The 24,153-nt window shown below is 40.5% G+C and carries 15 protein-coding genes; 3 read left to right on the plus strand and 12 right to left on the minus strand.

Going from position 1 to position 24,153, the window contains the following annotated elements:
- Window positions 1-45: 45 nt before the first annotated feature.
- Entirely contained in the window at window positions 46-9,318 is a 9,273-nt protein-coding gene (locus J3455_RS02005) for an Ig-like domain-containing protein (RefSeq protein ID WP_349560890.1), read from the minus strand.
- Between the two features lie 121 nt (window positions 9,319-9,439).
- A complete protein-coding gene (locus tag J3455_RS02010) occupies window positions 9,440-10,108 on the minus strand; it encodes an outer membrane beta-barrel protein (RefSeq protein ID WP_349561106.1) in 669 nt (222 codons plus the stop codon).
- Between the two features lie 278 nt (window positions 10,109-10,386).
- On the opposite strand from J3455_RS02010, the gene J3455_RS02015 reads away from it, so the two are divergent.
- The 3 genes from J3455_RS02015 (at window position 10,387) to J3455_RS02025 (ending at window position 13,712) form a co-directional block, all read left to right on the plus strand.
- The gene (locus tag J3455_RS02015) at window positions 10,387-11,364 is read left to right on the plus strand and encodes a Solitary outer membrane autotransporter beta-barrel domain (RefSeq protein ID WP_349560891.1); all 978 of its coding nucleotides are present in this window, start codon (window positions 10,387-10,389) and stop codon (window positions 11,362-11,364) included.
- Between the two features lie 73 nt (window positions 11,365-11,437).
- Window positions 11,438-13,174: an amidohydrolase gene (locus tag J3455_RS02020; protein ID WP_349560893.1), complete on the plus strand. Its 1,737-nt coding sequence runs from the start codon at window positions 11,438-11,440 to the stop codon at window positions 13,172-13,174.
- A gap of 19 nt (window positions 13,175-13,193) precedes the next feature.
- Window positions 13,194-13,712, plus strand: a complete 519-nt coding sequence (locus J3455_RS02025; RefSeq protein WP_349560895.1) for a protein tyrosine phosphatase family protein — start codon at window positions 13,194-13,196, stop codon at window positions 13,710-13,712.
- Between the two features lie 30 nt (window positions 13,713-13,742).
- Here the strand turns inward: J3455_RS02025 and J3455_RS02030 are convergent, their stop codons facing one another.
- The 10 genes from J3455_RS02030 to J3455_RS02075 form a co-directional block, all read right to left on the minus strand.
- Window positions 13,743-15,989: a carbohydrate binding family 9 domain-containing protein gene (locus tag J3455_RS02030; protein WP_502935085.1), complete on the minus strand. Its 2,247-nt coding sequence runs from the start codon at window positions 15,987-15,989 to the stop codon at window positions 13,743-13,745.
- 199 nt (window positions 15,990-16,188) lie between these two features.
- Window positions 16,189-17,490: a DEAD/DEAH box helicase gene (locus tag J3455_RS02035; RefSeq protein WP_349560896.1), complete on the minus strand. Its 1,302-nt coding sequence runs from the start codon at window positions 17,488-17,490 to the stop codon at window positions 16,189-16,191.
- Between the two features lie 67 nt (window positions 17,491-17,557).
- Window positions 17,558-17,989, minus strand: coding sequence for an excinuclease ABC subunit A (locus J3455_RS02040; protein ID WP_250662206.1), 432 nt, complete (start codon window positions 17,987-17,989; stop codon window positions 17,558-17,560).
- Window positions 17,990-18,820, minus strand: coding sequence for a MipA/OmpV family protein (locus J3455_RS02045; RefSeq protein ID WP_130052706.1), 831 nt, complete (start codon window positions 18,818-18,820; stop codon window positions 17,990-17,992).
- Window positions 18,817-20,043: a beta-ketoacyl-ACP synthase gene (locus J3455_RS02050; protein ID WP_250662207.1), complete on the minus strand. Its 1,227-nt coding sequence runs from the start codon at window positions 20,041-20,043 to the stop codon at window positions 18,817-18,819. Before J3455_RS02050 ends, J3455_RS02045 begins: the two co-directional genes overlap by 4 nt.
- Complete coding sequence (fabG, locus tag J3455_RS02055; protein ID WP_250662208.1) at window positions 20,043-20,768, minus strand: 3-oxoacyl-ACP reductase FabG; 726 nt, start codon at window positions 20,766-20,768, stop codon at window positions 20,043-20,045. Before fabG ends, J3455_RS02050 begins: the two co-directional genes overlap by 1 nt.
- A complete protein-coding gene (locus tag J3455_RS02060; protein ID WP_167657516.1) occupies window positions 20,765-21,220 on the minus strand; it encodes a hotdog family protein in 456 nt (151 codons plus the stop codon). The genes fabG and J3455_RS02060 overlap by 4 nt, the downstream gene beginning before the upstream one ends.
- Entirely contained in the window at window positions 21,207-22,370 is a 1,164-nt protein-coding gene (locus J3455_RS02065; RefSeq protein ID WP_250662209.1) for a beta-ketoacyl-ACP synthase, read from the minus strand. The genes J3455_RS02060 and J3455_RS02065 overlap by 14 nt, the downstream gene beginning before the upstream one ends.
- Window positions 22,371-22,372: 2 nt before the next feature.
- Window positions 22,373-22,924, minus strand: a complete 552-nt coding sequence (locus J3455_RS02070) for a DUF3261 domain-containing protein (RefSeq protein WP_349560897.1) — start codon at window positions 22,922-22,924, stop codon at window positions 22,373-22,375.
- Window positions 22,912-24,153 carry an NAD(P)/FAD-dependent oxidoreductase gene (locus J3455_RS02075; protein WP_349560898.1) on the minus strand — a complete coding sequence of 414 codons (1,242 nt, stop codon included), beginning with the start codon at window positions 24,151-24,153 and terminating at the stop codon, window positions 22,912-22,914. Before J3455_RS02075 ends, J3455_RS02070 begins: the two co-directional genes overlap by 13 nt.

Raw genomic sequence — 24,153 nt, forward strand, 5'->3', positions numbered from 1 at the left:
TTCTTAGAGAGGTAAAAAGCCAAGCTAATGCTTGGCTTTTGCTTTCTAACGGCGAGCCCTATACTGATAGCATCTAATAAGCACTAGCAGTAACAATAATGAGATTAAGCTCAGAGGTAGCGCCCCCCCACTTGTTTTATGCTCAACACTCACTCGTTTATAGGCTTTAACAACGACATTAAACTGCCCTTGAGTTATTCCGCCATCACCATCAGAGATAATGAAGGTCACTGTATCAGTGCCCTCAAAACCCACATTTGGAGTATACGTAATAGTACCATCATCATTGATTACTACTGTCCCATTATCAGCTGATGCAGAAATAATAGTGAAATCATTATTATCATCATCAGTAACATTAGCCAGTATGTCGATGTTAATTGGGCTTTGATCATCGGTTATTACATTAATAATGGCACTCACTTGCGGTGCTTTGTTTTCAACGACCTCAACGGTCACAGCTGCAAATGCTGAGCCGCCATTACCATCAGATACGCCATAGTTTATTGTTGCTGTACCTACATGTTCGGCTTGTGGACTAAAATGCAGTTCATTACTAATAATACTGACTTCACCAATATCAACGGTTGCCGACGTAAGCGTTAATAAATCACCATCTGCATCTGTATCATTGACTAACACATCAAGGTAGGTGCTGATATTACGTTTTACCGTAATAACATCATCCGTAGCTACTGGCTGAGTATTATGCGTATCTAAAGTTGCGATACCACTTGGATCTTCAATTGCACGATTAACTTGGCCATCGGCATCATTTGGACCACCATCTTCAATAGTCAGCTGAACACACCAGTGACCTTCGGTAAGTCCTTCTGTGTAAAGCACATCTTGTGGTGGTGGGCAGAACCCTTCAGCACCAGGCGCTGATGCAATACGATTACGACTATCGACTACAAACTCTGTCCAACCTGTTGGCATCAATTTACGATAGACAGCATTGCTTGGTATTGGCCTAAACTGTGCTATCACTATACTGACAGACTGACCCGCAACCGGAATTTCATTTACATTGAAATCAAACACGCCATTTATGTAGTCAAACCCATTATCAGCTTTTGCACCTAATCCGTTATGTCCGTATTTAACTGCATCGCCTTCAGTAATACCGGTGTTGCTACCTGATGCTTTAAAAGCAACGTTACCTAAGCTCAAATGAAGTCCAGGCTCTGTCTCCATCAAGAAAAATTCACTTTCGATCAGCTTTTCTTGAACAACATTGCTAGCAAGCGAGCTTGCATCTAGATAATCTGGAATACCGTCGTTATCACTGTCGCCATACCCTTCTTCATCATCATTGATACCATCAAAGTCTGAATCAATGGCTGATAACTCAGGTAATGAATCAAGCACTGTCAGTGAAATTTTCACTGTATCAGTTTTGTCACCATCATCAACGGTTACCATAAACTCATAAACACCTTCAGCAAGTAAACTTGGGTCAAAGCTAAATTGATCATCGATGGCATCTGCATCGATGATTGCTTCATCAGACACTTGCCAATCAAATACATGGGTATCGGCTAGGTTTGCATCTGTAACAAATGCACTGATAGTTACTTCACCTGCTTGTTTATCAATTAGACGCGTACTCATACCTTGCTGAGCTGCAAATAACTCTACGCTTGGCGCAACATTTCCCTCTGCAATTGTTAGTGTGTGTGAACCTAACGTACCCACAACAGCATTTTTAGGTTCTTTAAAATGAACAGTTAAAGTTTCTGTGCTTTCTAACTGTTCATCTTCAATAAGGTTAACTATCAATTGAGCTTCGCGTTGACCTTGTTTAAAGATAAATTCACCTTCAGATAAGTCATGATCTTCTCCTGTAATCGCATCACCTGATACGGTAAATGGCACAACAACAGGGTAAGTTACTGCATCACCATTGAGAATCGCTTTAATTATGACGTATGTTCCTTCAGTTGCAGTTTGATCTTTACTGAAATTAACTTGCGGGATTACATGGATCAATTGCGTAGCTGAAACTTGCTCGTTCCCTTCTCCTGCACTCCAAACAACGGTATGTGTTCCAGGTGCAAAGAAGCCTTTAGAACTTGCCGTAACACGCACTGGATTACCCAATGCATCCATTGCAACTGCTGTTCCCATATTCACCTTAGTGAACAGCCCTTCTGAGGCAATCGTTTTATCTTCAGGTGCTGTGATAGTTATATCTGTTAAGGTTGAAACAACGTTTACAACCAGTGTTACATCTACCACTTCACCACTTGCATCTTTAATTTGATAAGTAATGATCACCTCTGCGTTTAAGCCAACAGGCGCCAAATATTCAAGCTTATTATCAACAATTCGAATACTGCCAACACTTGCAAGCGCTTTAACTAATGTTAGTGCATCACCATCAACATCAATGTCATTCGCTAACACATCAAGCACTACATACTCATTTAAGTCTGCATTGACGGTGAAGTTATCTGGTGTAGCAACAGGTGCATCATTGACTGGACTCACCACAATCGTCACTGTTGCTATTTCAGAGCTTAAAACACCATCTGATACGGTATAGCTAAAGCTATCTGAGCCACTAAAATCTGCATTTGGTTGATACATAAAACGATTAACATCCATTGTTAACGTACCATTACTAACCGGTGCGACTAAATTGAATGTCAGTGCATCGCCATTTTCATCAATATACCCAAGTGTAAAGGTGATGCTCTCGTCTTCATTAGTACTTAGTTGTTCACCAATCGCTACAGGCGCAACATTAGCAATAATAACTGGGCTTGTCGCACCTGATGTAAAGGTCTCAGTATTACCGTGGCCATCAATGTAAGTAACAACAACCGTGATTGTCGTGCCGATATCTGCATCGGTTAGCATGTATTCTGACAGTGTTGCACCTGTAATTAACACCCCATTGCGCATCCATTGATAGGTAAATTCTCCCACACCATCTGGATCGTCAATAGTTGACTCAACGCGTAAGGTTTCACCCTCTTTTGCCTCGCCACTGATACTGATACCACCTGTTGCTTGGTCATTAACATCGGCCACTGTGATAACAAAGGTTTGTGTATCAGTTAACCCTTCTGCATCAGTTACTAATAAAGTAACAGCATGATTGCCCACATCATCATTACTTGGTGTACCACTTAACTCGCCTGTCGCAGGATTAAAATTAAGCCAGCTTGGCAGCTCTGTAGCACTCAATTTATAGCTATCAGCACTGTCTACATCATTAACAACAAGTACATAGCGGTACGCTTCATCCTGTGTTGCTGAAGTGATTGGCGCCGACTCAATCAATGGTGCATCATTGACAGCAAGTACGGTAATAGTCACTGATGCCGTATTCGACTCTGCACCTTCATTATCAAGCACTGAATAAGTAAAGGTATCAAAACCAACATAATTGCTTACTGGAGTATAAGTAACTGTACCATCTACATTATTTATTACATTACCAAATGCCGGTTCAGTAACAATCTTAACTGAGTCCTCATCTATGCTACCATCAACATCAGAATCATTGCCTGTTACATCGATGATAACGCTCTCATCTTCATCAATTTGTATTACATCATTATTTGCCAGCGGCGCATCATTAACAGCTGTTACTGTGATGGCGACATTTGCATTATTTGACCAAACACCCAAATCATCTTTAACACGATAACTAAAGCTATCTTCACCATTACTATTAACATTAGGCGTATAGCTGATCATGCCGTCTACAATTTTTGTACTACCATGTTCTGGCTCGGTAACAACTTCAAGGCTTGACTTATCAAGCGAACCATCAATATCTAAGTCGTTGCCCAGTACATTAATGCTATGGGCTGTATCTTCGAGCAATTGAGCAACATCATCGTTAGCGACGGGTGCATCATTCACACTATTGACCGTTAATTTCACAACGGCGATATTTGACATTAATGATTGGTCATCTTTAACACTATAACTGAAGCTATCGCTACCAAAGAAATCAGCATTTGGCATATAGCCAATAGTACCTGAGGTACTATTAACGCTAACTTTGCCGTTTGCTGGGGCTTGGGTAATTGTCACATTATCAATTGTTAAATCGCTATCTACATCAAGGTCATTGTCTAAAATTGACAATTCAATCGAGGTGTCTTCATCAAGCTCTGCTGCATCGTTTGTTGCGATTGGGGCATCATTAACTTCACCTACTTTTACCATTACGCTCGCCTGATTAGACATAGCTCCAGATCCATCTGCAACACGGTATGTAAATGTGTCACTGCCAGTAAAGTTTGTGTTTGGGGTATAGAGAATGCGCTTGTTTTGTACACTCGCTTTACCATTTTCTGGCGCTGTGACAACTTCTAAGCTAGATAAATCGAGTGAATCACCTTCATCAATATCTGAATCGTTTAGTGCGACATCAATTTCAATTGCCATGTCTTCTTCAGTTATGGCCGTATCAATCTTAGCAAATGGTGCATCATTAACCGAATTGATGGTAATTGACACTGTTGCAATAGCTGAGCGTCCATTATCTAAGTCATCGACAGTATAAGTGAAAGTATCAGAGCCATTAACATTTTCATTCGGTGTATAAGTAATAACCCCATTCGCAGTATTTAAGCTTGTTTTTCCTAGTGTTGGCGCTGTTACCACTCTGACACTGGCAGGGTTTAAGCCACTATCAACATCTGAATCGTTCTCTAAAATATTAATAGCAACACTGTTGTCCTCATCAACACTTACTTTATCATCATGCACATCGGGTACATCGTTTACATTCACAACTCTCAGTGTAAATTCCTGCTTAATCTCCTCTTTACTCGCATCTGTTACAACAAGCGTAATATTATACGTGCCTACATCATCATTAGTGGGTGTGCCACTTAGGGTATGCGTTTTAGTATCAAAGGTTAACCAGCTAGGCATGCCAAGGGCTGTATAAGAAAGACTATCATCAGCATCCACATCCGTTGCCGAAACGATATAGCTGTATAACTCATCTTCGGTTGCAGTTGTAATTGGTGTTGATGAAAATTCAGGCGCATCATTTACATTCTCAACGGTGATAGAAAACATCTGAGAATCTGTTTCTTTTGCACTATCCGTGACGATTAAACTAACCGTATGCATGCCTACATCATCATTACCTGGCGTACCAGTAACTAAACCTGTCGCAGCATCTATGCTTAACCAACTAGGAAGCGTCTTGGCTGAATAAATTAGCGTATCGCCTTTATCAACATCAGTTGCACTTACAGTATAGTTATAGATGCTGTCCTCAATCGCAGTTGTAATAGGTGTTGATGAAAACACTGGAGCGTCATTTACCTTTGAAACAGTTAGAGTAAATGATTGTCGTGCCTCCTCTTCACTCATATCCATGACAACAACAGTGATCTTATACGACCCTACATCATCATTAGTAGGTGTGCCTTTAAAACTGCGAGTAGCTTCATTAAAAGATAACCAACTTGGAAGGCCAAGCACTGTGTACGAAAGCGTATCTCCTGCATCAATATCTGTAGCTGAAACAGTATAATTGTATAACTGCTCTTCAACTGCGACAGTATCAGGGGTTGACGTAATTACCGGCTTATCATTTACATTAGCTACTGTAATGGTAAATATTTGAATATCAGAAGCACCGGCCGAATCAGTTACTTTAATTGAGACATTATGCTCACCAACATCATTATTGCTTGGTGTTCCAACGAGTAAACCTGTAGATGTATTTATCGATAACCAGCTAGGTAATATTGAAGCGCTAAATTTATATGTTTCGTCTTTGTCAGCATCGGTGACAGCAAGTTGATATGCATAAGCTGTATCTTCAGTTGCAAGTACTAAGGCTTGTGAAGTAATCGTTGGTGCATCATTAACAGCAGTAATAGTTATAGTGCCATTTACAGGTGTGACAGTGTTACTGCCATCAGATAGTTTAAACGAAATACCCAATGAGCCAGAATAATCAGCAGCTGGCGTATACGAAAGGCTTGCTAAACTTGCGTTAACATCGACTAGTGAGCCACTCAATGTGAGTGTAGCTGTTTCAATATCGTAATCTAAGTTGGCACTACCACTTGCAGTACCCGCAAGTTTGCCTGATGTATTGTTTGCAAGAGTGATGGTAAGAGTAACATTATCGTTTTCTTTATCAGTTATTATATGCCCTCCAAAGAGTAAGTTTTTATTGCTATCTTCCTTGGTAGTCATAGAGAAGCTGTCAAAAATTGACTGCTCATACTTCATCATAGAAGCATTACTGTCGTTATCTGTATCTCCAAATGAAACTAGTAGTGTATCGTTGTCATCAATTGCGAAAGAAGGAAAAGTAGTTCTCTTAGTTGTTATTCCGGCTTTACCAACATGGTTCCACGTATTTCCCGTCAACTGCATTACAGATACATCTCCACCGTTGACATAATCATTCACAGCAACAAAAGGAATATTGTCACTATTTGCTGCTATTTTTGGCCCGAAACCACTGCCGCCCAAAAGATCACTGTTACCAGCCAACTCCCAAGTTTGACCATTAAACCTATTGACAGATATGAGTTGAGATGATTTTTTTGAAAAAGCAACGTATGGAACATCATTAATAATAGTGAAATCTAATCTCATTACATTCGTCTCAAAATTTGCAGAGCCGACCTGAGTCCAACTATTATTCTCGAATTTAACTACATTGATATTATTTTGATTAATATCTACTTTATATGCCAAATAGGGCGTGTCCTTACTATCAAAAGAGAGCTTCATTTGCGATGTAACCCCAGATGCAATTGCGGCTTCACCCACAGTGGTCCATTCTGTGCCATCCCATTTTTTCACTGTTGCAGTGTTATTATTTAAATAATCTTGGTAAGTGAGGTATAAATTATCAGCACTGTCAAAAGCAATAGAAGCGTGATTTGCGACCCCTGCGCTTACGGCCTCTCCCCCAAGTACTGTCCAAGAGCCATTTTTAAGAGTCTTTACAACAACCTTATTCTCAAACCCTGAATCTTCATAAGCAATAAAAAGCTCATCAGAACGATTAATAGCTAAACTAAGATTACTATTAACCGAGCCCTCAGCGAGATTAGTGTTACTTATGTTTTGCCAAGTCCTGCTATCATATTTCTTTACTGCAATTCCATACCCTGCTGGTTCGAGATAATAAGTAAAAGCTGAATATACTACACTGTTTCTATCAACAGCTATGGCGGTATCACTTATCCGTTCTTTTGCAAAATTTGCATCACCAACATATTCCCATTTTGCGGCTTTAGATATTTTAGGTGCATCATTTTGCGGTGTAATAGATATAATGAAAGATTGATCTATAATCGGTGCAACATCATCCTCCCCACCATCTGCAAGATCGAACTTAAAGTTATCAGAGTTTGTTTCAGTGCCATTGTGTTTATAATAAAGTTTTGAATCATCCAGTGTTTGCTGTGTAAAAGTACCATTCAACGAAAGCTTTTCACCCGCATCTAAACTGCTATTATCATTGGCATCGACAAATAAACTGCCATAAGTAGGTACTGATTTAAGCGTGTATGTTAACCCTGTGCTGCTATCATCAGGATCTGAAGCCGATAAGCTCTGAGTATTAATTACTTTCGTTGCACCTTCATCTAATGAAAGGCCCGTATTAATATCGATAGAAGGGGCTTTATTGGGTACAACAACTGAATAGGTCCCCACAATTGCAGAGTTTGTATCTGTGCCATCCGTTAATGAAAACGTGAGTGTGAATTGACCTGCACCATTTGCAGCCTGTATTAACTCAATACTTTCAAGCGAAGCATTAATATCTGAGACTGTTCCTGAAAGTGTTAGAACGCCTGTGCTAGAATCATAATTAAGTTCTGCGTTACCACTTGCAGTACCTGACAATGACCCGAATTGCGTATCTGAAATCGTAATTGTGAGGGTAACGTTATCGTTTTCAGCATCCTCAACTATTACATTTTCAAATAACCTAAAGCTTGATGCTCCCTCCATAATGCTCTTAGAATGATTGCTAAAAGAAGCATTTTCCTTAGTGATTACAAAAGGTCCACCAACCTCTGACTTTAAGTCAATAGCGTAGATAATGTCGCTTGAATTAAGTACAGCTCTCATTGCGAGGCCGAAATAATATGATTTTTCCGGTGGGGCAATTGGCCCTTTTAAATTCCATACCTCTCCTTCAAAAGCATATAGTTTTCCTCGGCCATATGTGCTCTGTTCATTAAATGCAATTAACACGTTGTCGTTTGAGTCAATTAATAGATTTAATTTTCTCATTGCAGAAAGGTTTGATGTATCGCCAACCGAAACCCAGTTATCCTCTACAAATTTATAAACCTTTACAGGACCCAAATATGTCGTAGAGTTTATAAATGAAATATAGAGTGTGTCTTGGCTGTCAAACGCTATTTGAGGATCTATCGCTGGTTGAGTCCCTAAAGCAGATGAGCTTAAAGTTATCCATGATGTGCCATTAAACTTTCTTACCTCAACAGAGGCAGGACTTACTGTTTTATTATAAACGACATACATTTCATTTTTCGAATTAAAGGCAATTTCAGGGCTTTTAGCATTTCCATTACTTGCCTGCGTACCTACATTAACCCAACTATTATTAGCCCACTTTTTCACGTATACGGTTGAGTTATCATAGGCAAGATATAAAATATCATTATCATCAACCTTTAAATCAATGCGCTCTATTTTTGTGCCGCTAATTTGGCCTGAGCCAAGCTCAGTCCAATTACCATTTACAAGTTTTTTTACAACTATTGTCTGCGACGAACCAGTGCCAGATATATAAGCAATATATAAATTATTCTTTTGGTCAAAGACAATATCTGTTTCGCCATACGCATCAGCAAGCGTTTCCCCCCCATCAATTGATTCCCAAGCACTATCCACATATTTATAAACATCGGCTCTATTGTTGAAAGTATTTTTTAAAATAATATAAGGGACTTCATTATTATCTAAAGTAATATTTGGATATAGAGAATCATCCAAGCTTAAACTCCCTAGTAGCTGCGATGGATTCTCATAGGAAAAACTAGGGGCTAAATTCGATTTAGTGACATTCAAAATAGAGTTTTTTACCACATTGTAATCAGACAATGACCGAGCATTTTCTAATGTTTGACCATTAAAAGTGATGATTTGTCTAGTCAGTACAATTTGAGTCTGCTGTTCAACAAGCCCTTTAACTGTTTCAATGCTGTCACTTGGCTCAACATCGAGTGTGAAGGTCACAGTAGGTGCGATAATTGTAATCGGCATAGCCAATATAGTCATAGGCGAAATAAGCGCTATGAGGTATAGGTATTTAATAATTGTTGATAGCATGACGTCGTGTTCCTGTAGAAATTTCAAGCTGGTAGTAAATTCATCTAAAATGGTTTACTCGTGTTTCAGCTATTCCTTGAGGTAATTAAAATGTACGCCCCTCGCATACATCGATAATGGGTTAGTCGAAATAATATCTTGCGCCAATTGAGAACATCGAAGCATCATTTGCATCTAGCGCTGCATGGTCGTAACTTAGAAAAATCTGGATATTTTTAAAAAGATCAAAACTCGCTTCAATTCCAAAGGTGGCACTGTTACCACTGCGTTTTGCTTTAAATAACTGTGAAGAGTTTGATTGGTATTGGTAATCTTGGTGCCAATCTAAATATCCTATCTTACCAGTCAGCGATATTATTTTGGTGATTGGCCACGACGCTAAAATTGATACCTGAGGCCCCTTTGCTGATTCAGGGTAAATTCGTTTTATGGCCGTGTGAAAGTAGTCTAAATCGGTGACTTCGCCTGTAAAGCTGAAATGTCTCTCACCGAAATCTACATAACCGACTTGTAGTGAATAAATTGAGTTGAATTTATAACCGATTGCAGCTTGGTAACCTGTATCCGAGTCTTTAATCGAAACAGAATCAATAATGGTCCCTTGTTCACTTAATGATGATGTTAAGTCTTTTGTGCTAAGGTCTGTGGAAGCTGAACCTATTTGCCCAGATACAAACCAGTGAGTTTGCTCGGCTTTACTATGTTGACTACATAATAATAAGCCAGTAAATAGCATGATTGTCGAAAACTTAAGTTCCAATCCATTATAACTAGTTAAAAAGTATGACACTTTCAAAGTGAGACCTCTTTATTAGGTTAATTGTAATTGCAACAAATCCACTGTTAATTACGAACATCCACTTTGTACATATCATTTACATTAGATTAAAATCCTAGCCATTCTAATGAGAAAATTCTGATTCAAGATGGGTATGTGAAATTTCTGACAACCTTTGTTATTAGTTCTGAGAAAGAACCTTTGTATGATCTGAATAGCAATTAGGGACTAATACAGCTAAATTTCCCCCCTTCGCTATTTAATACTTTTGAGCGAGAGTTGATTTTTTAATGAATAACAAGTACATACCGTATTTAACTGCTTGCATAATGATGACGTGTGTGTTTTGCGCGAGCAGCTATGCAAGCCCAACTAAGCAACTTGAAACCGCATTTGCAACCTCGTTAGTTTTAACTGATGGTGACAGTATTACCTTGGGGTTTGGTGATTTTGATCCGCAAACATTGTTTAACTCGCAACATGCTAGTAAAGATGAAGACAGTATCGCACTTAGAAAAAAACTCAAACTCTACAGCATTCCTTATACATGGCAGCTTGATGAGCCAATTTATCAGCACAAACTAAGTTTGACCGGTAGAGTCAGCTATTTAAATCAATCAGATTTTATCTCACTGTATGACAATGTCGCTGACGACTATATTTCAGAAACGGTGTATAACAGCATGATCGGTGTTAATGCAGAGAAAGCGCTTGGATCTAAATGGTCATATCAACTTGGCTTTAACAGTCACTACTTACATTACAACAATGATTACGAGTACAACTCGCCCGAATCTAGACGTAATATACAGCCTTTAGCTGATAATCTTTACACCAACCTAAATAGTAATGCACTAGTACTAAATCCAAATGCGACCATGATTTATCGCCTGCCAAGGCACTGGGGCTATTACGAATACAAACTTAACTTTAATTACTATTATGGCTGGGCCTTGTCTCATCCTGACGGAATGAGTAATGCAGCTCCTGAAACTTGGCGTACACTCAATGGAATTAAAGCTAAGTTTAACATGTTTAAAATAGGCCTTTTTGAGCAAGCTTTTTATATTAAAGGACAGCGAATTGATTTAGGTGGTGATGGTCGTATTGCATTTTCTACAGATCACTTTTATGAATACGGTATCGGCTTTTTATGGGACAGTAGAAAGTGGACGTCATGGTTTGACAACTTTGGCATTGGTATCAACATTCACAACGGTAGTAGCCTCGATGGTGCAGCTATAGTCTTGTACTTTAATGAAATTTAAGTCTATTTTTTAAAGACAAAATTTTTAAACAGACTATATTCTTAGACATAATTAAAATTCATGGAAGATTTAAATGAAACATCACCTCGCAATCGCTTGTTCATTACTTGCCTTAACGGCTTGCGATAATCGCCCTGAACAAACAGCTAAAACGCTACCTCTGCAAGTGAGTGCTGCAGATACCATTTATTATGGTGGCGATATTCTTACAATGACTGGCGATGAACCAGAATATGCACAAGCAATCGCTACCCAAGGTGACAAAATCATCTTTGTGGGTGATAAAACTAAAGCCCTTGAGTTTAAATTTGGCAAAACAAAGCTGATTGATTTACAAGGAAAAACCTTGATGCCAGGCTTTGTAGATGGTCATAGCCATGTCTACGGTGTTGGTTTGCAAGCCATGGTAGCCAATGTATTACCTAGCCCAGATGGTGATGCCAATAGTGTTGAGCAAATCGTTAATATGCTTACAGCCGCACAGAATAACCCTGATTACACCACATTTATTGAAAAAACCGGCGCTATCTTAGGCTTTGGTTACGATGATGCTGAGCTTGATAGATACCCGACTAAAATGGACTTAGACCGCGTTAGCACCGAAAAGCCAGTGATCATCATTCATACCTCGGGGCACTTAAGTGTTGCAAACAGCAAAGCTTTAACTCTGGCTGGCATCGACGAAAACACAGAAAACCCTAAAGGTGGGCTAATTCGTCGTATGGCGAACTCACAAGAACCTAATGGGGTGCTCGAAGAAAACGCGCACTTTGGTTTACTGTTTAAACTCATGCAGTCGTTTGATCCTGACTTACAAGATTTAATGCTACAAGAAGGACAAAAGCTCTACACAAAATACGGCTACACCACAGCGCAAGAAGGCCGAGCAACTCAAGAAGCCTATGATTCGATGGTAAGAGCATCAAAGGCTGATAAATTCGTGATTGATGTGGTTGCGTATGCTGATATGGCCACCAGCAGCAGTTTTATGGACTCAACCTATAACAGTAAACACTACACAAATCATTTTCGTATTGGTGGTGTAAAACTTAACTTTGATGGCTCACCGCAAGGGAAAACTGCTTGGTTATCTCATCCATACTTAAAAGCACCTGAAGGCCAAGAGCAAGGTTATGCAGGCTACCCTACTTTTAATGATGAACAAGCTTATCAATATGTAGAAACGGCCTTTGCCAATGGTTGGCAAGTGATGACACATGCAAATGGTGATGCCGCCATTGAGCAATTTTTAGATGCTGTTGAAAATGCCAATAACAAGCTTGGTAAAAAAGACAGACGCCCTGTACTTATTCATGGTCAGACAATTCGTCAAGATCAGGTAAATCGCCTTAAAGAGTTGGGCATATTTCCATCGCTCTTCCCAATGCATACCTTTTATTGGGGCGACTGGCATGTAAATTCGGTACTTGGTCACCCCCGTGCCGATTTTATTTCACCCACTCATGCGGTTCGAAAACAAGGATTAATGTTCAGCACCCATCATGATGCGCCAGTGGCTCTACCAAATGCACTAAGGGTATTAGATGCAACGGTGAATCGCACTACTCGCACAGATAAAGTATTAGGTCCTGAACAACGTGTTTCTGTGTATACTGCACTACAAGCAATGACGACATGGCCGGCGTATCAACACTTTGAAGAGACCTCAAAAGGGCAATTAAAACAAGGGATGCAAGCAGATTTAATTATCCTTGATAACAACCCGTTGAAAATAAAGCCCGCAGAGCTACATAACTTACAAGTGTTAGAAACCATTAGCCGTGGTAAAACCGTCTACCGCAAAAATTAAACTTAATAGAAGGAATAACATGAAGAGCTTCATATTATTAGCGTGCGCTACTTTACTGTCTTTTTCAGTATCGGCAGCACAAACGACCGCAACACAACTGGATATTTTAAATCTTAAGGCGCAGTCTGAGCATGTGCTAACTTCAGGGCAGCCCAATCAAACCGATTTTGCCAAGTTAAAACAACTTGGTGTTGAAAACATCATCAACCTACGTGGTGATAACGAAACAAATTGGTCTGAGCAAGAATTAGTGACTGAGCTTGGCATGAACTATTACCATATTCCTGTGCAATCTAAAGCTGATATTACGATTGAAAATGCCACTAAACTTCAGGCCTTACTCAATGAGCATCAACAACAAACCACCTTACTTCACTGTGCTAGCAGCAACCGTGTTGGCGCTCTCGTTGCGCTATACAATGCCATAACTTTAAAAAAGCCAATTGATGAAGCTGTCGAGATTGGTAAGCAGTGGGGCTTAAAAAGCCTTGAAGGGGTGGTAAGAAGTAAAGTAAACGAAGAAGTTGGTCAGCCATAAGCTGACCAAGTTTTTATTATATTGCTTCAGCTATAGCTGCCATGCATAGCTTAGCTTAGTGAAGAAGGTGCGTTGATCACGCTCAAGACCTTCCAACGAATCGTCTTGGTATCCTTTATCTGAATAACCTAAATAAAACAGTGTTTGTGAGTTAATCTTGTACGAATACACTAACTGACTACCATAATCGCGGTTAGTTTGGCTTACATCAAATCGATAAGCTTCGTTGTTTCGATCGACATCTTCAAACTGCAAAACGAGTTTCAGCATTGAACGCATATTAAATTTATAATAAACGCGTAGATCCGTTAAGTTAGCAGTATAAACACGCTCATTTTGCTCGTTATCTAGGTAGCTGTAGCTGTGCTCCAACTGAACCTGCCAATGATCGTTAATATCCCACGTCATCTCAGGTTCAATGCGGACCATTGTACCTAGAGCTGCATTACTGTAGTCAATTTTGCTGCCATATTGAGCATATAATAAGAAACGGACATCGCGGATGGGTCTAAAACCGCCGTAGATATAACCTATGTTTTGATTAAAAAACTCACCGGCATAAAATTCATTACGATGGATAAAGCCAATTTCTGTTTGCGATTGCATCTTACCTTTAAAGGTAAAAAAGCCATCGTATTCTTCTTCAAGTAAGTCGCCATTTTGCGCCCAAGTTTTATCCCATTCAGCATTATAGCTGTACTCAGTGATTGCATCATCAGCATCACGGTACCAGGTTTGCCCACCACCTAATTGTATTTGCTCGTAATCAACTTTAGCTTGGTAACCTAAGTCTGAGCGGTATTCTTTACCTATATTTTCGTAATTAGCATAAACTTCGTAATCACGCTTAGTTCTAGTAAATTCAATAGCATAAGCTTGATCTGATTGATTTTTATCAACGCCATAATAATCAACTAAAAATTCTGAGTTAGTGGTATCTGTGCTTGCTACTTGATACTGCAAACTATCTGATTGATTAAACCAGTAGCTGCCATCTAAAGATAACACCGTATTATGATAATCATCATTTTCACGGTGAGTGCTCATCACACCAATTGTGCCTTTTTGGCCAATATCAAACTGATAGCGCCCTGCTACGGCTTGCGTTTTATCTGCCAGATTAGCAAAGCCAGAACCTTGATTCGTCGGAAGTAATACACTAGTGTTCTGATCGTCAGCGTACATAAAGCCGTAGCTGTGCGCGCCGGTTTTACCTGTTAATTTTAAACCTACATCAGGTTCAGCAATCATTCGCGTATATAAAAGCTCTAGTTGGCTGGTATTAAAATAAGAGGCGCCATCTAAAAAGAATGGACGCTTTTCAGCGTAGTAAATTGAGTAAGTAGTATTTACATCAAGTTCAAGTGAATCGGCCTCGACCTGCGAAAAGTCAGGGTTAATGGTGGCATTAATAACCGCATCTTGCGTCACCCCCCAACGTAAGTCCAAGCCCGCTTCAGTATCAATATCGCCATTTTGCCAATCACCAGGCACTGCGTCTTTGGTATCATGGCGAAGCGCAGTTAAAGTTGGCGTAAGCTGAATGTTTTGGCTTTCAGTCATGTTGGCAAAGCCTGTTAGTTTATCAAACTGACAAAAGCTACATTTTACATCTCTGTCAAAACCAACATTCGACATTTGATAAAATACATCACGCGGGTAATTACGCCATACAGCAAAACTCCACGTTAACTCAGCTTGATCTTTTGGAAAGCGAAGAGCAGTGAACGGAATACGCATTTCAACCACATAGCCATCGTTATTAATTTGCCCTGCACTATCCCAAATGGCATCCCACGATGGGTCTTCCACCCAATCGTCAATATCCGTCATGCGCATATCCCCTTGCGCACCTAGTGGATTTACATAAAACTCATAACCAGTTCGTTCATCGTTGAACGTATCAATCATCAAGGCAACATTGTCATCTTGCCAAAGCGTGTCGCGGTCACGAAGTGCAGCACGAATTTGTGAAGGGTCATCATCTTTTGCAATAAAGCCAACATACAAGTATTTACCATCTTCATACATATAGGCATCAGTTTGTACAAGCGGTGTGCCTTTTTCGGTTGGTTCATTTTGATATTTTAATGACACTTTTGTGGCTTCTTGCCAATGCGGTTCATCCATTACACCATCAACGCTGATGGACTCTTTTATATGGGCAAGGGAGAATTGCGCTTTATCATAGGCATTGGCATAAAAAGGCACACAGACAACACCAAGTAAAAAAGTAGGGGTGATTATTTTTTTTATAATTCTTTTTAAGTACTGCATAAACATCCATTTAGACACTGACGCGTTAGAAACGCTACTTGACTGATTTCAAAGCGATTGTAATTCAGCATGGTACATTTGTTAATCTAATTCTGCATTTAACACCATAAAAATTAACAAAATACTCCGTTCGTACTATATATAGAGCCAAAAAAAGCCCCATTGCCAAACAGCAATGGGGCTTTTTGTAGAAAATTTATTACTTTTTAAGGCTTAGTTTATTGCCTTTCAAAGATTTGCGAACATTTGCGATGCGTGAACGGTTTTTCGCACGAGCCTCGCCAGTTGCCTGACCTGAAGGCTTGTTTGTGCGACTGCGGCGTAAATGTGATGGCTTTTTAACTATTTTATCAATCAATACATCACGGTTACTTACTTCATAACCAGGTAAAACAATACGCTTAATACGCTGACCAATTAACTTTTCGATATCGAATAACGTGTTTTCTTCTTCACGGCTCACAAACGAAATTGCTTGACCCGGCTTACCCGCACGACCTGTACGGCCGATACGGTGAACGTAGTCTTCTGCAAGCCAAGGTAGGTCGATGTTAATCACACGTGGTAAACCTTCAATATCAATACCACGGGCAGCCACTTCAGTGGCTACCAGTACGCGAACATTACCTTCTTTAAATTCACGTAAAGCACGGCGGCGATTACCTTGTGTTTTATCGCCATGACAAACAACTGCAGGAATACCATCAAGATTCAGCTCTTTGACAAGCTCATCAGCGGTTTCTTTCATGTTTACGAAAACAAGTACCTGCTGCCAATTTTTCTTACCAATCAATTCAGATAAAAGCTCTTGCTTACGACGTTCTTCAACTGGATAAACAACGTGTTGCACTGTTTCTGCAGTACTGTTTGTTTGATCTACATGAATGACTTCAGGCTGCTTTAAAACTTTACTTGCAAACTGTTTAATTGCAGCTGGAAAAGTTGCAGAGAACAGTAAGATTTGACGCGCTTCATCACAGCCATTGATAACATTTTGCATATCGCTGATAAACCCCATGTCTAGCATGCGGTCAGCCTCATCAAGCACTAAATGCTTCACTTTAGCTAAGCTAATGTTACCCAAACGAAGTTGGTCAAGTAAGCGGCCAGGTGTTGCAACTACAATATCGACACCCGCTTTTAAGTCATTAGCTTGGCCTGCAAGATTAACCCCACCAAAAAGACAAACAGTTTTTAATTCCGTGTATTTGGCAAACGCTTTAAAATTATTGGCTATTTGCTCTGCTAATTCACGAGTAGGCGCTAACACTAGGGCACTTGGCGCATTCTTATCACTAACAGCAGATTCTGATAACTTTTGAATAATAGGCAATGCAAAAGCAGCCGTTTTACCCGTGCCTGTTTGCGCACTAACAAGTACGTCTTTGCCTTTTCTTACCGCAGGAATTGCACTACGTTGAACGGGAGTAAGCGTTTCGAAATTAAGCTCTTCTAATGCCTGTAAAAGCTCAGAAGAAAAACTAAATGATTTAAAATTCATGCTGTATAACCTGCGGCCATCATATCAAGGGTCGCAAATTATACAGAAAAAAAATGACTTTAGTTAGTTATAACTTAACTAAAGTGCCTTTTAATGCCACACCAGCGATAAATGTACCCGCACCACATTGATATTCGGTTTGGCTAACAAACTCACGTTTCTTGTAGTACGACTGAATATTTACAACCGCATTCATGCCTTCACGTACAGCACGCTCTTGTAATGCTTTTAAAGCACTAAGCATTACCCACTCACAGGCTTCACGGTCCGTTTTATTAAACGCGTTGGTTTTCTTATTGGTGATAACTTCACCATACTTAGTTTTAATGGTGTTATGACTTTGATCAGCAAAGTAAAGTGGAATATCTAACAGTGCTTGTTTCGCTTTACTGGTTGCAAGTAATGCTTGTATAGGTAGGGTTTGTATATCATCACGTGCAAAACTTTTTACTGAAAACAAACAAGCAACTAAAACACATGTAAGGATAAATAATTTCATTTAAAAATTCCTTCTATAAAATTTCCAAGCAACCCCAAAACCGACCGAAACATTATAATCTTGCTTCACTAGCGGGCTTGCATCTTGTTGACTGTCAGCAAGGTGATGATATTTAACAAAACCACCTAACCAATACTTTGGTGTGTCAAAATGTACCCCAATTGATACATCAGCACCAGAAAAACCTGAACGGCTTGAGTATGCTTGGCGAGTTTCATTGCTATGTAAGTCACTCACCCCATAGTAGTAATCAAGGTATTTATCGGTAGCAAAGTTGATATTGCCACGAAACGCTAATGAAAATTGTGAATCCGCCTTTTCGATGATCGGCACTCGATAATACACACTTGGTCCATAACGCCAACCAATATCATCAATACCAGAGAAATCCGTTGCAATGGCTTTGCGTGCAAACAGGCTTAAATACAAGTGCTGTTTAGCGTTTGGTTCACCTATTAGGTAGTAATTAAGTGAAGGCCCTAATTCAAACACCCAATCTAGATCATCCATACCTTCTCGGGCTTTATTGTCTTCACTGTCAACCGCAAGCCCCACATTGGCAGATAAATCTAAATGAAGATTTTCTTGTTGCCACAAAAAACCAGTGAAATTGTTGCGGTCGATGGCCATTTTATCGCTTTGATAACGAAAATAAGGCACAGGCAATAAGTAGTGCTCACTTTCATCCGATCCCAAATAATGTGGGATATCAGCATAAAACAGGCCAGCGCCTAGCTCCATTTTTGCAGCACCTTTTTCTGCACTATCTTCTGCAGCATAAGCATTAAAAGTTAGAACAAATAAAATACTTAAAATGCAGCGGTTGATCATGCTTGCCACTTTTTAAAGATTAACGACGTATTGATGCCACCAAACGCAAAATTATTACTCATGATGTAATCTGTTTGCATTTCACGGCCATTACCCTTGATATAATCTAAATCAGCGCACTCTGCATCGACATCAGTTAAATTGATAGTAGGTGCAAACCAACCATCATTCATCATATTAATACTTGCCCATGCTTCAATGGCACCACACGCTCCTAAGGTGTGACCTAAATAGCTTTTTAATGAGCTAATTGGTTTCTTCCCAAGGGCATTGAAAGTCGCCAGAGATTCCGCAATATCACCACGGTCCGTTGAAGTACCATGGGCATTTACATAGCCAATCTGACTAGCAGTAAGCTGTGCATCATTCAGTGCCATTTCGATAGCTACTTGCATTGTTTCTGCAGTGGGCTGCGTGACATGTTGACCATCTGAGTTACAACCAAAACCGACTAACTCAGCATAAATAGTCGCTCCACGGGCAACAGCGTGTTCATACTCTTCTAAAATGAGTGTGCCCGCGCCTTCACCAATAACGAGACCGTCACGATTTTGATCAAATGGCCGTGGCGTGCTTTTCGCAGCATCGTTTTTGGTGCTTGTAGCATATAAGGTGTCAAATACCGCGGCTTCAGTGATACACAACTCTTCTGCACCACCAGCAACCATGGCTTTTTGACGGCCATACTTAATGGCTTCGTAGGCATAACCTATCCCCTGAGAACCTGATGTACAAGCTGAGCTAGTGGTGATCACTCGGCCTTTTAAACCGAAAAAGACCCCTACATTCACAGGCGCCGTATGTGCCATCATTTGGATGTAACTAGTTGCCGTTACGCCAGTCATTTCACCAGTTTCCATCATTTTCGCAAAAGCCAATAATGGTGGCGTTGACCCCGTTGACGAACCAAAGGCAATACCTGTTGAACCATCGGTTAGACTTGGGTGTTCGAGCAGACCAGCTTCTTCTAAAGCAAGCTCTGTGGTTCGCGTCGACATCATAGCAACGCGCCCCATTGAGCGAACTTGTTTGCGTTTGTAGTGGCTTGGTTTACTAAAATGAGTAACAGGTGCGGCTAATCGAGTGTTTAATTCTGGTGCAACATCCCAGTCAGTCATGTACTGAACGGCATTTTCACCTTTTTGCAAAGCTGATTTAAATTCGCCCCATGTATCACCTAATGCGGTGATAGCAGACATGCCTGTAACAACAACGCGCTTCATTACACCATACCGCCATTCACAGAAATAACTTGGCGTGTGATATACGCGGCGTCATCTGAGCATAAAAATGACACCGTGCCAGCCACTTCACTAACTGAGCCCATACGTTTTAATGGGATCATTTTTAGCATTTCATCAACTGGTAAATCGTCTGTCATTTCGGTTTCGATTAATCCAGGTGCCACACAATTAACGGTAATCTTACGCTTAGCAAGCTCGAGCGAAAGCGCTTTTGTCGCACCAATTATGCCCGCTTTCGCTGCACTGTAGTTTACCTGCCCGCGATTACCAGCAATCCCTGACACTGATGCCATAGTTACTATACGTCCACCTTTACGACCTTGCACCATTGGCATCACGGTTGGATGAACCACATTGTAAAAACCATCAAGGCCGGTACGGATCACCTTATCCCAGTCATCACCTTGCATTGCTGGAAACGCCATATCATTAGTGATACCAGCATTACAAATCACGCCGTAATAAGCACCATGCTCAGCGATATCTGCTTCAATTTGTTGTTTAGCAAGCTCTCTGTCGCACACATCAAATTGCAATAAGCTTGCGTGGCGACCAAGGACACTAATTTCTTGACAGGTTTGCTCTGCTTCAGCCACACCACTGCGACAATGAACAGCGATATCAAAGCCATCGTTAGCTAATCTAAGAGCGATTGCTTTGCCTATTCCGCGGCTTGAGCCTGTGACTAAAATACGTTTTGTCATTGATTTTCTCTTATAAACTGCATTGGGTCCTGTGGTTGAAACACATTAATTTTAGCTTCTGCTAAGCATGTTTCATCGCTGTGAATTTGACACTCAAATACACTCAACCCTGATTCTTCTTGATATAACTTTGTGACCGATACTTTAAGCGTCTGCTCGTTTTTAAATACCGGGGCATAGGTTTTATATTTGCGCGTACCAATTAAAAAGCCAATTTGAACTTCATCCCCTTTGTCCTTTGCCAGCGCACCAGCGTAGGCCGCGATAGTTTGCGCCATATATTCACAGCCAATATAACTAGCAACTCCATTTAAGCTCTCGTCATAAAACGGGCTGTGTGAACTAATATCAACTTCGCAGCAACCTGACTCTTCGCTGTAATTACTGAGACGATTGAGCAAAATCATTGGTTCGCTATGAGGGACTACTTGCTCAATTTTATAGTGATTCATTTAGATGTCCTAATACTACACTGACATTATTGCCACCAAAGGCAAATGAATTTGATAAACAGTGATTAATTTCTGCTTTTTCTGACTGCGTTATTAAGCCAATTTCAGCTAAAGAGTCATCCTCAGTAACCTGATTCCACACTAAATCATTAAACTCTGGATAAGCTAGGTATAACCAACATAACCCAGCCTCTAAAGCACCGGCGGCTCCTAAAGTATGCCCGGTTAAATGTTTAGAGGAGCTCACCTTGGTATCTTTGCCAAACACTTCACTGATTGCCAAAGATTCCATTGCATCATTTTGCGGCGTTGCTGTCCCATGAGCATTTATGTAGTCGATATCTGATGGCCTTAAATTCGCGTCTTGTAACGCCATTGTCATAGCAGCGATTGCACCAGAACCATCAGCAATCGGAGCTGAAATATGATGGGCATCAGAGCTTTCACCACCACCTAAAAAGGCGATACTTTGTTTTGTATGCTGCTCTTTACTCATAACAAATAACGCTGCGGCTTCACCAATATTAATGCCTGCTCTGTCAGCGCTAAATGGCTTACAAATTTCATCACTGATAGAAGATAACGAATCAAAACCATTGATAGTGAGTTGGCATAAACTATCTACGCCACCACAAATCACCACATCGGCTAAATCGGCACTAAGTAAGGCGCGAGCACTAATAAGCGCCTTGGCACTTGAACTACACGCAGTTGAAATACTATAACAGGGCCCGTTTGCAGCGAGCTTTTTGGCAATGTAATTGGCCGGAGCGACGAGCGCTTGGTCGTAATAATCAAATCCCTCTGGCCACTTTCCCTGCGCCGCATGGGATTTTCGGCCTCTTTCACCTTCTTGAATGGCTGCAGTACTAGTACCAATAACCACTGCAATACGGCTGCTCGGAATGTTTATACTTGCTAATGTGTCTGCAATTTGCGCCAGCGCTAAATCGATTAGCTGATAAAATCGCATTGATGCTGTTAATGGCAACTCATTAACCAAGCCGACAAAGGTTGGACGCTGCTCAAATGCAAGCGACGTCACCTCTGTGAGTGTTTGTTTAGGTTGTAAGCTGATACTTTGCATTGTCTGTTGGTGACCAACCCCCAATGCACTAACAATACCTAAGTCGTTAAGCCAAAATGGCATAATCAATTAACCCTTTGAAATTTAATTTTGTAATTTCGCTGATAGTTTACAAGTTCTGTTGCACCGTCTAAATAGCGAATTTCACTAATTAACTGCTCACCCTGATATAAACGTCGCGTCGTTCCTTGTTCAACTAGGTTCAAGCCATAAAGCTGAGAGTTCAGCACAGTAACAGGCCAGTGCACAAGCATGATATCAGCGAGAATATAACGAGGATCAACAGCGTTGATTGGGAGCATTTTTTCGCTTTTAATTGGCCCAAGTGGCGCTTTCTCTAATTGAAAAATAGGCATACCTTGAGCTGTCATAACAGCCAAGTTAATACCTGTTTCACTATTTAAACTCAGCTGCGCTAGTAATGTATGCTGCTCATCATCATGGCGTACTTCAAGCACTTGCTGCCAATTATCAGCAACTAATGACGGAGGTGGATCAAGCAAGTAAATTCCTGCATTTGGCGCTAAATCAACGCCCGTTTTTACAGCAAATTCACTGGCACAACTAGCCACTAATATGCTCAAACTTAAAAGCAAAGAGCGTGTTAATCGCGACATAATTCAACCAACGTATTTAAGCGTTTGTTGCTTTGCTTTACAAATGGGTTTTGTAAATCCCAGGCATAGCCTGCAAGAATAGCACTGATCATCTCGCGAATTTGTTGGTTTTTCTCACTGTAAAAAATCACGTCTTGAAATGAGCCATCATACCAAGCACTAACGTAGGTTCTAAAGCAATTAACTCCTTGTTGCAAAGGCTCACTGTAATCGTTTTTGAAATCAACTTGCTCACCACGTAAGTAGCTATCAACTAAAGGAGCAACCAATGAGGCTGATTTTAACGCAATCGTCACCCCAGATGAAAACACCGGATCTAAAAATTCACCTGCATTACCAAGTAGTGCAAAATGCTCACCATACAAGCTCGACACATTAGCAGAATAGCCTTTGATAGCACGCGCTTCACCTATAGCTTCTCGGTTGGCTAATAACTCACTTAAATAGCTGTCTTGCTCGATAAATTCATTTAAGCCAGCGAGGGGGAGTTTATCTTCAAGCTGCTCTGGTTTACCAACTACACCAATGCTTGCCGTACCATCACTAAATGGAATCAACCAATACCAAATATCTTTATGCTCTGGATGAACATTAATTAAGATTTTTTCACGGTCAAACTGGGGATCGCTAATATTATCTTTAAAATGGCTGAAAAAAGCCCAGCGTACAGGGAAATTTGATGCTGACTCTAAATCAAGTAAGCGAGGTAATACTCTGCCAAAACCACTGGCATCAAGTACAAAACGCCCTTTAATTTGATAGCGTTGCTGGTTTTCATCTGTAACATCAAGTAAAGCGCCATCTTCACAATCGGTGTACGCAAACACGCTATGCTGGTAACGTATTTCAGCCCCCTGCTGCATGGCACCATCGGCTAAGCATTTATCAAAGTCCGCACGTTTTACCTGAAAAGTCGTGCCAGGGCCTTCGCTAAATTTTTCGGTAAAATCGATCGTTGTGTGGTCGCCCCGACGCTGAAACGCCGCACCATTTTTAAACTGAAAACCAAGCGATTGTGCCTGTGCTTGCACCGCTTGCTCAAGGTCTGCCTCAGCTAAAAAGCTCATGCACTGAGGTAATAAACTTTCACCAATCGAAAAACGAGGAAAGGTTTGCTGCTCTAACACCACCACATGCCAACCTTTTTTCACCAGTAAACTGGCAGCCACGGCTCCTGAAGGGCCAGCACCAATAATAACAACATCGGCCTGTTGAACTTGATTATTCAC

The organism is Pseudoalteromonas sp. NFXS39, assembly GCF_040148775.1.
GTDB lineage: Bacteria > Pseudomonadota > Gammaproteobacteria > Enterobacterales > Alteromonadaceae > Pseudoalteromonas > Pseudoalteromonas apostichopi.

What these genes read in the sequence shown, in the direction of transcription:
- J3455_RS02005 (WP_349560890.1), bottom strand. Translation starts at nt 9,318, where the DNA reads ATGCTATCAACAATTATTAAATACCTATACCTCATAGCGCTTATTTCG.
- J3455_RS02015 (WP_349560891.1), top strand. Translation starts at nt 10,387, where the DNA reads ATGAATAACAAGTACATACCGTATTTAACTGCTTGCATAATGATGACG.
- J3455_RS02020 (WP_349560893.1), top strand. Translation starts at nt 11,438, where the DNA reads ATGAAACATCACCTCGCAATCGCTTGTTCATTACTTGCCTTAACGGCT.
- J3455_RS02025 (WP_349560895.1), top strand. Translation starts at nt 13,194, where the DNA reads ATGAAGAGCTTCATATTATTAGCGTGCGCTACTTTACTGTCTTTTTCA.
- J3455_RS02030 (WP_502935085.1), bottom strand. Translation starts at nt 15,989, where the DNA reads ATGCAGTACTTAAAAAGAATTATAAAAAAAATAATCACCCCTACTTTT.
- J3455_RS02035 (WP_349560896.1), bottom strand. Translation starts at nt 17,490, where the DNA reads ATGAATTTTAAATCATTTAGTTTTTCTTCTGAGCTTTTACAGGCATTA.
- J3455_RS02040 (WP_250662206.1), bottom strand. Translation starts at nt 17,989, where the DNA reads ATGAAATTATTTATCCTTACATGTGTTTTAGTTGCTTGTTTGTTTTCA.
- J3455_RS02045 (WP_130052706.1), bottom strand. Translation starts at nt 18,820, where the DNA reads ATGATCAACCGCTGCATTTTAAGTATTTTATTTGTTCTAACTTTTAAT.
- J3455_RS02050 (WP_250662207.1), bottom strand. Translation starts at nt 20,043, where the DNA reads ATGAAGCGCGTTGTTGTTACAGGCATGTCTGCTATCACCGCATTAGGT.
- fabG (WP_250662208.1), bottom strand. Translation starts at nt 20,768, where the DNA reads ATGACAAAACGTATTTTAGTCACAGGCTCAAGCCGCGGAATAGGCAAA.
- J3455_RS02060 (WP_167657516.1), bottom strand. Translation starts at nt 21,220, where the DNA reads ATGAATCACTATAAAATTGAGCAAGTAGTCCCTCATAGCGAACCAATG.
- J3455_RS02065 (WP_250662209.1), bottom strand. Translation starts at nt 22,370, where the DNA reads ATGCCATTTTGGCTTAACGACTTAGGTATTGTTAGTGCATTGGGGGTT.
- J3455_RS02070 (WP_349560897.1), bottom strand. Translation starts at nt 22,924, where the DNA reads ATGTCGCGATTAACACGCTCTTTGCTTTTAAGTTTGAGCATATTAGTG.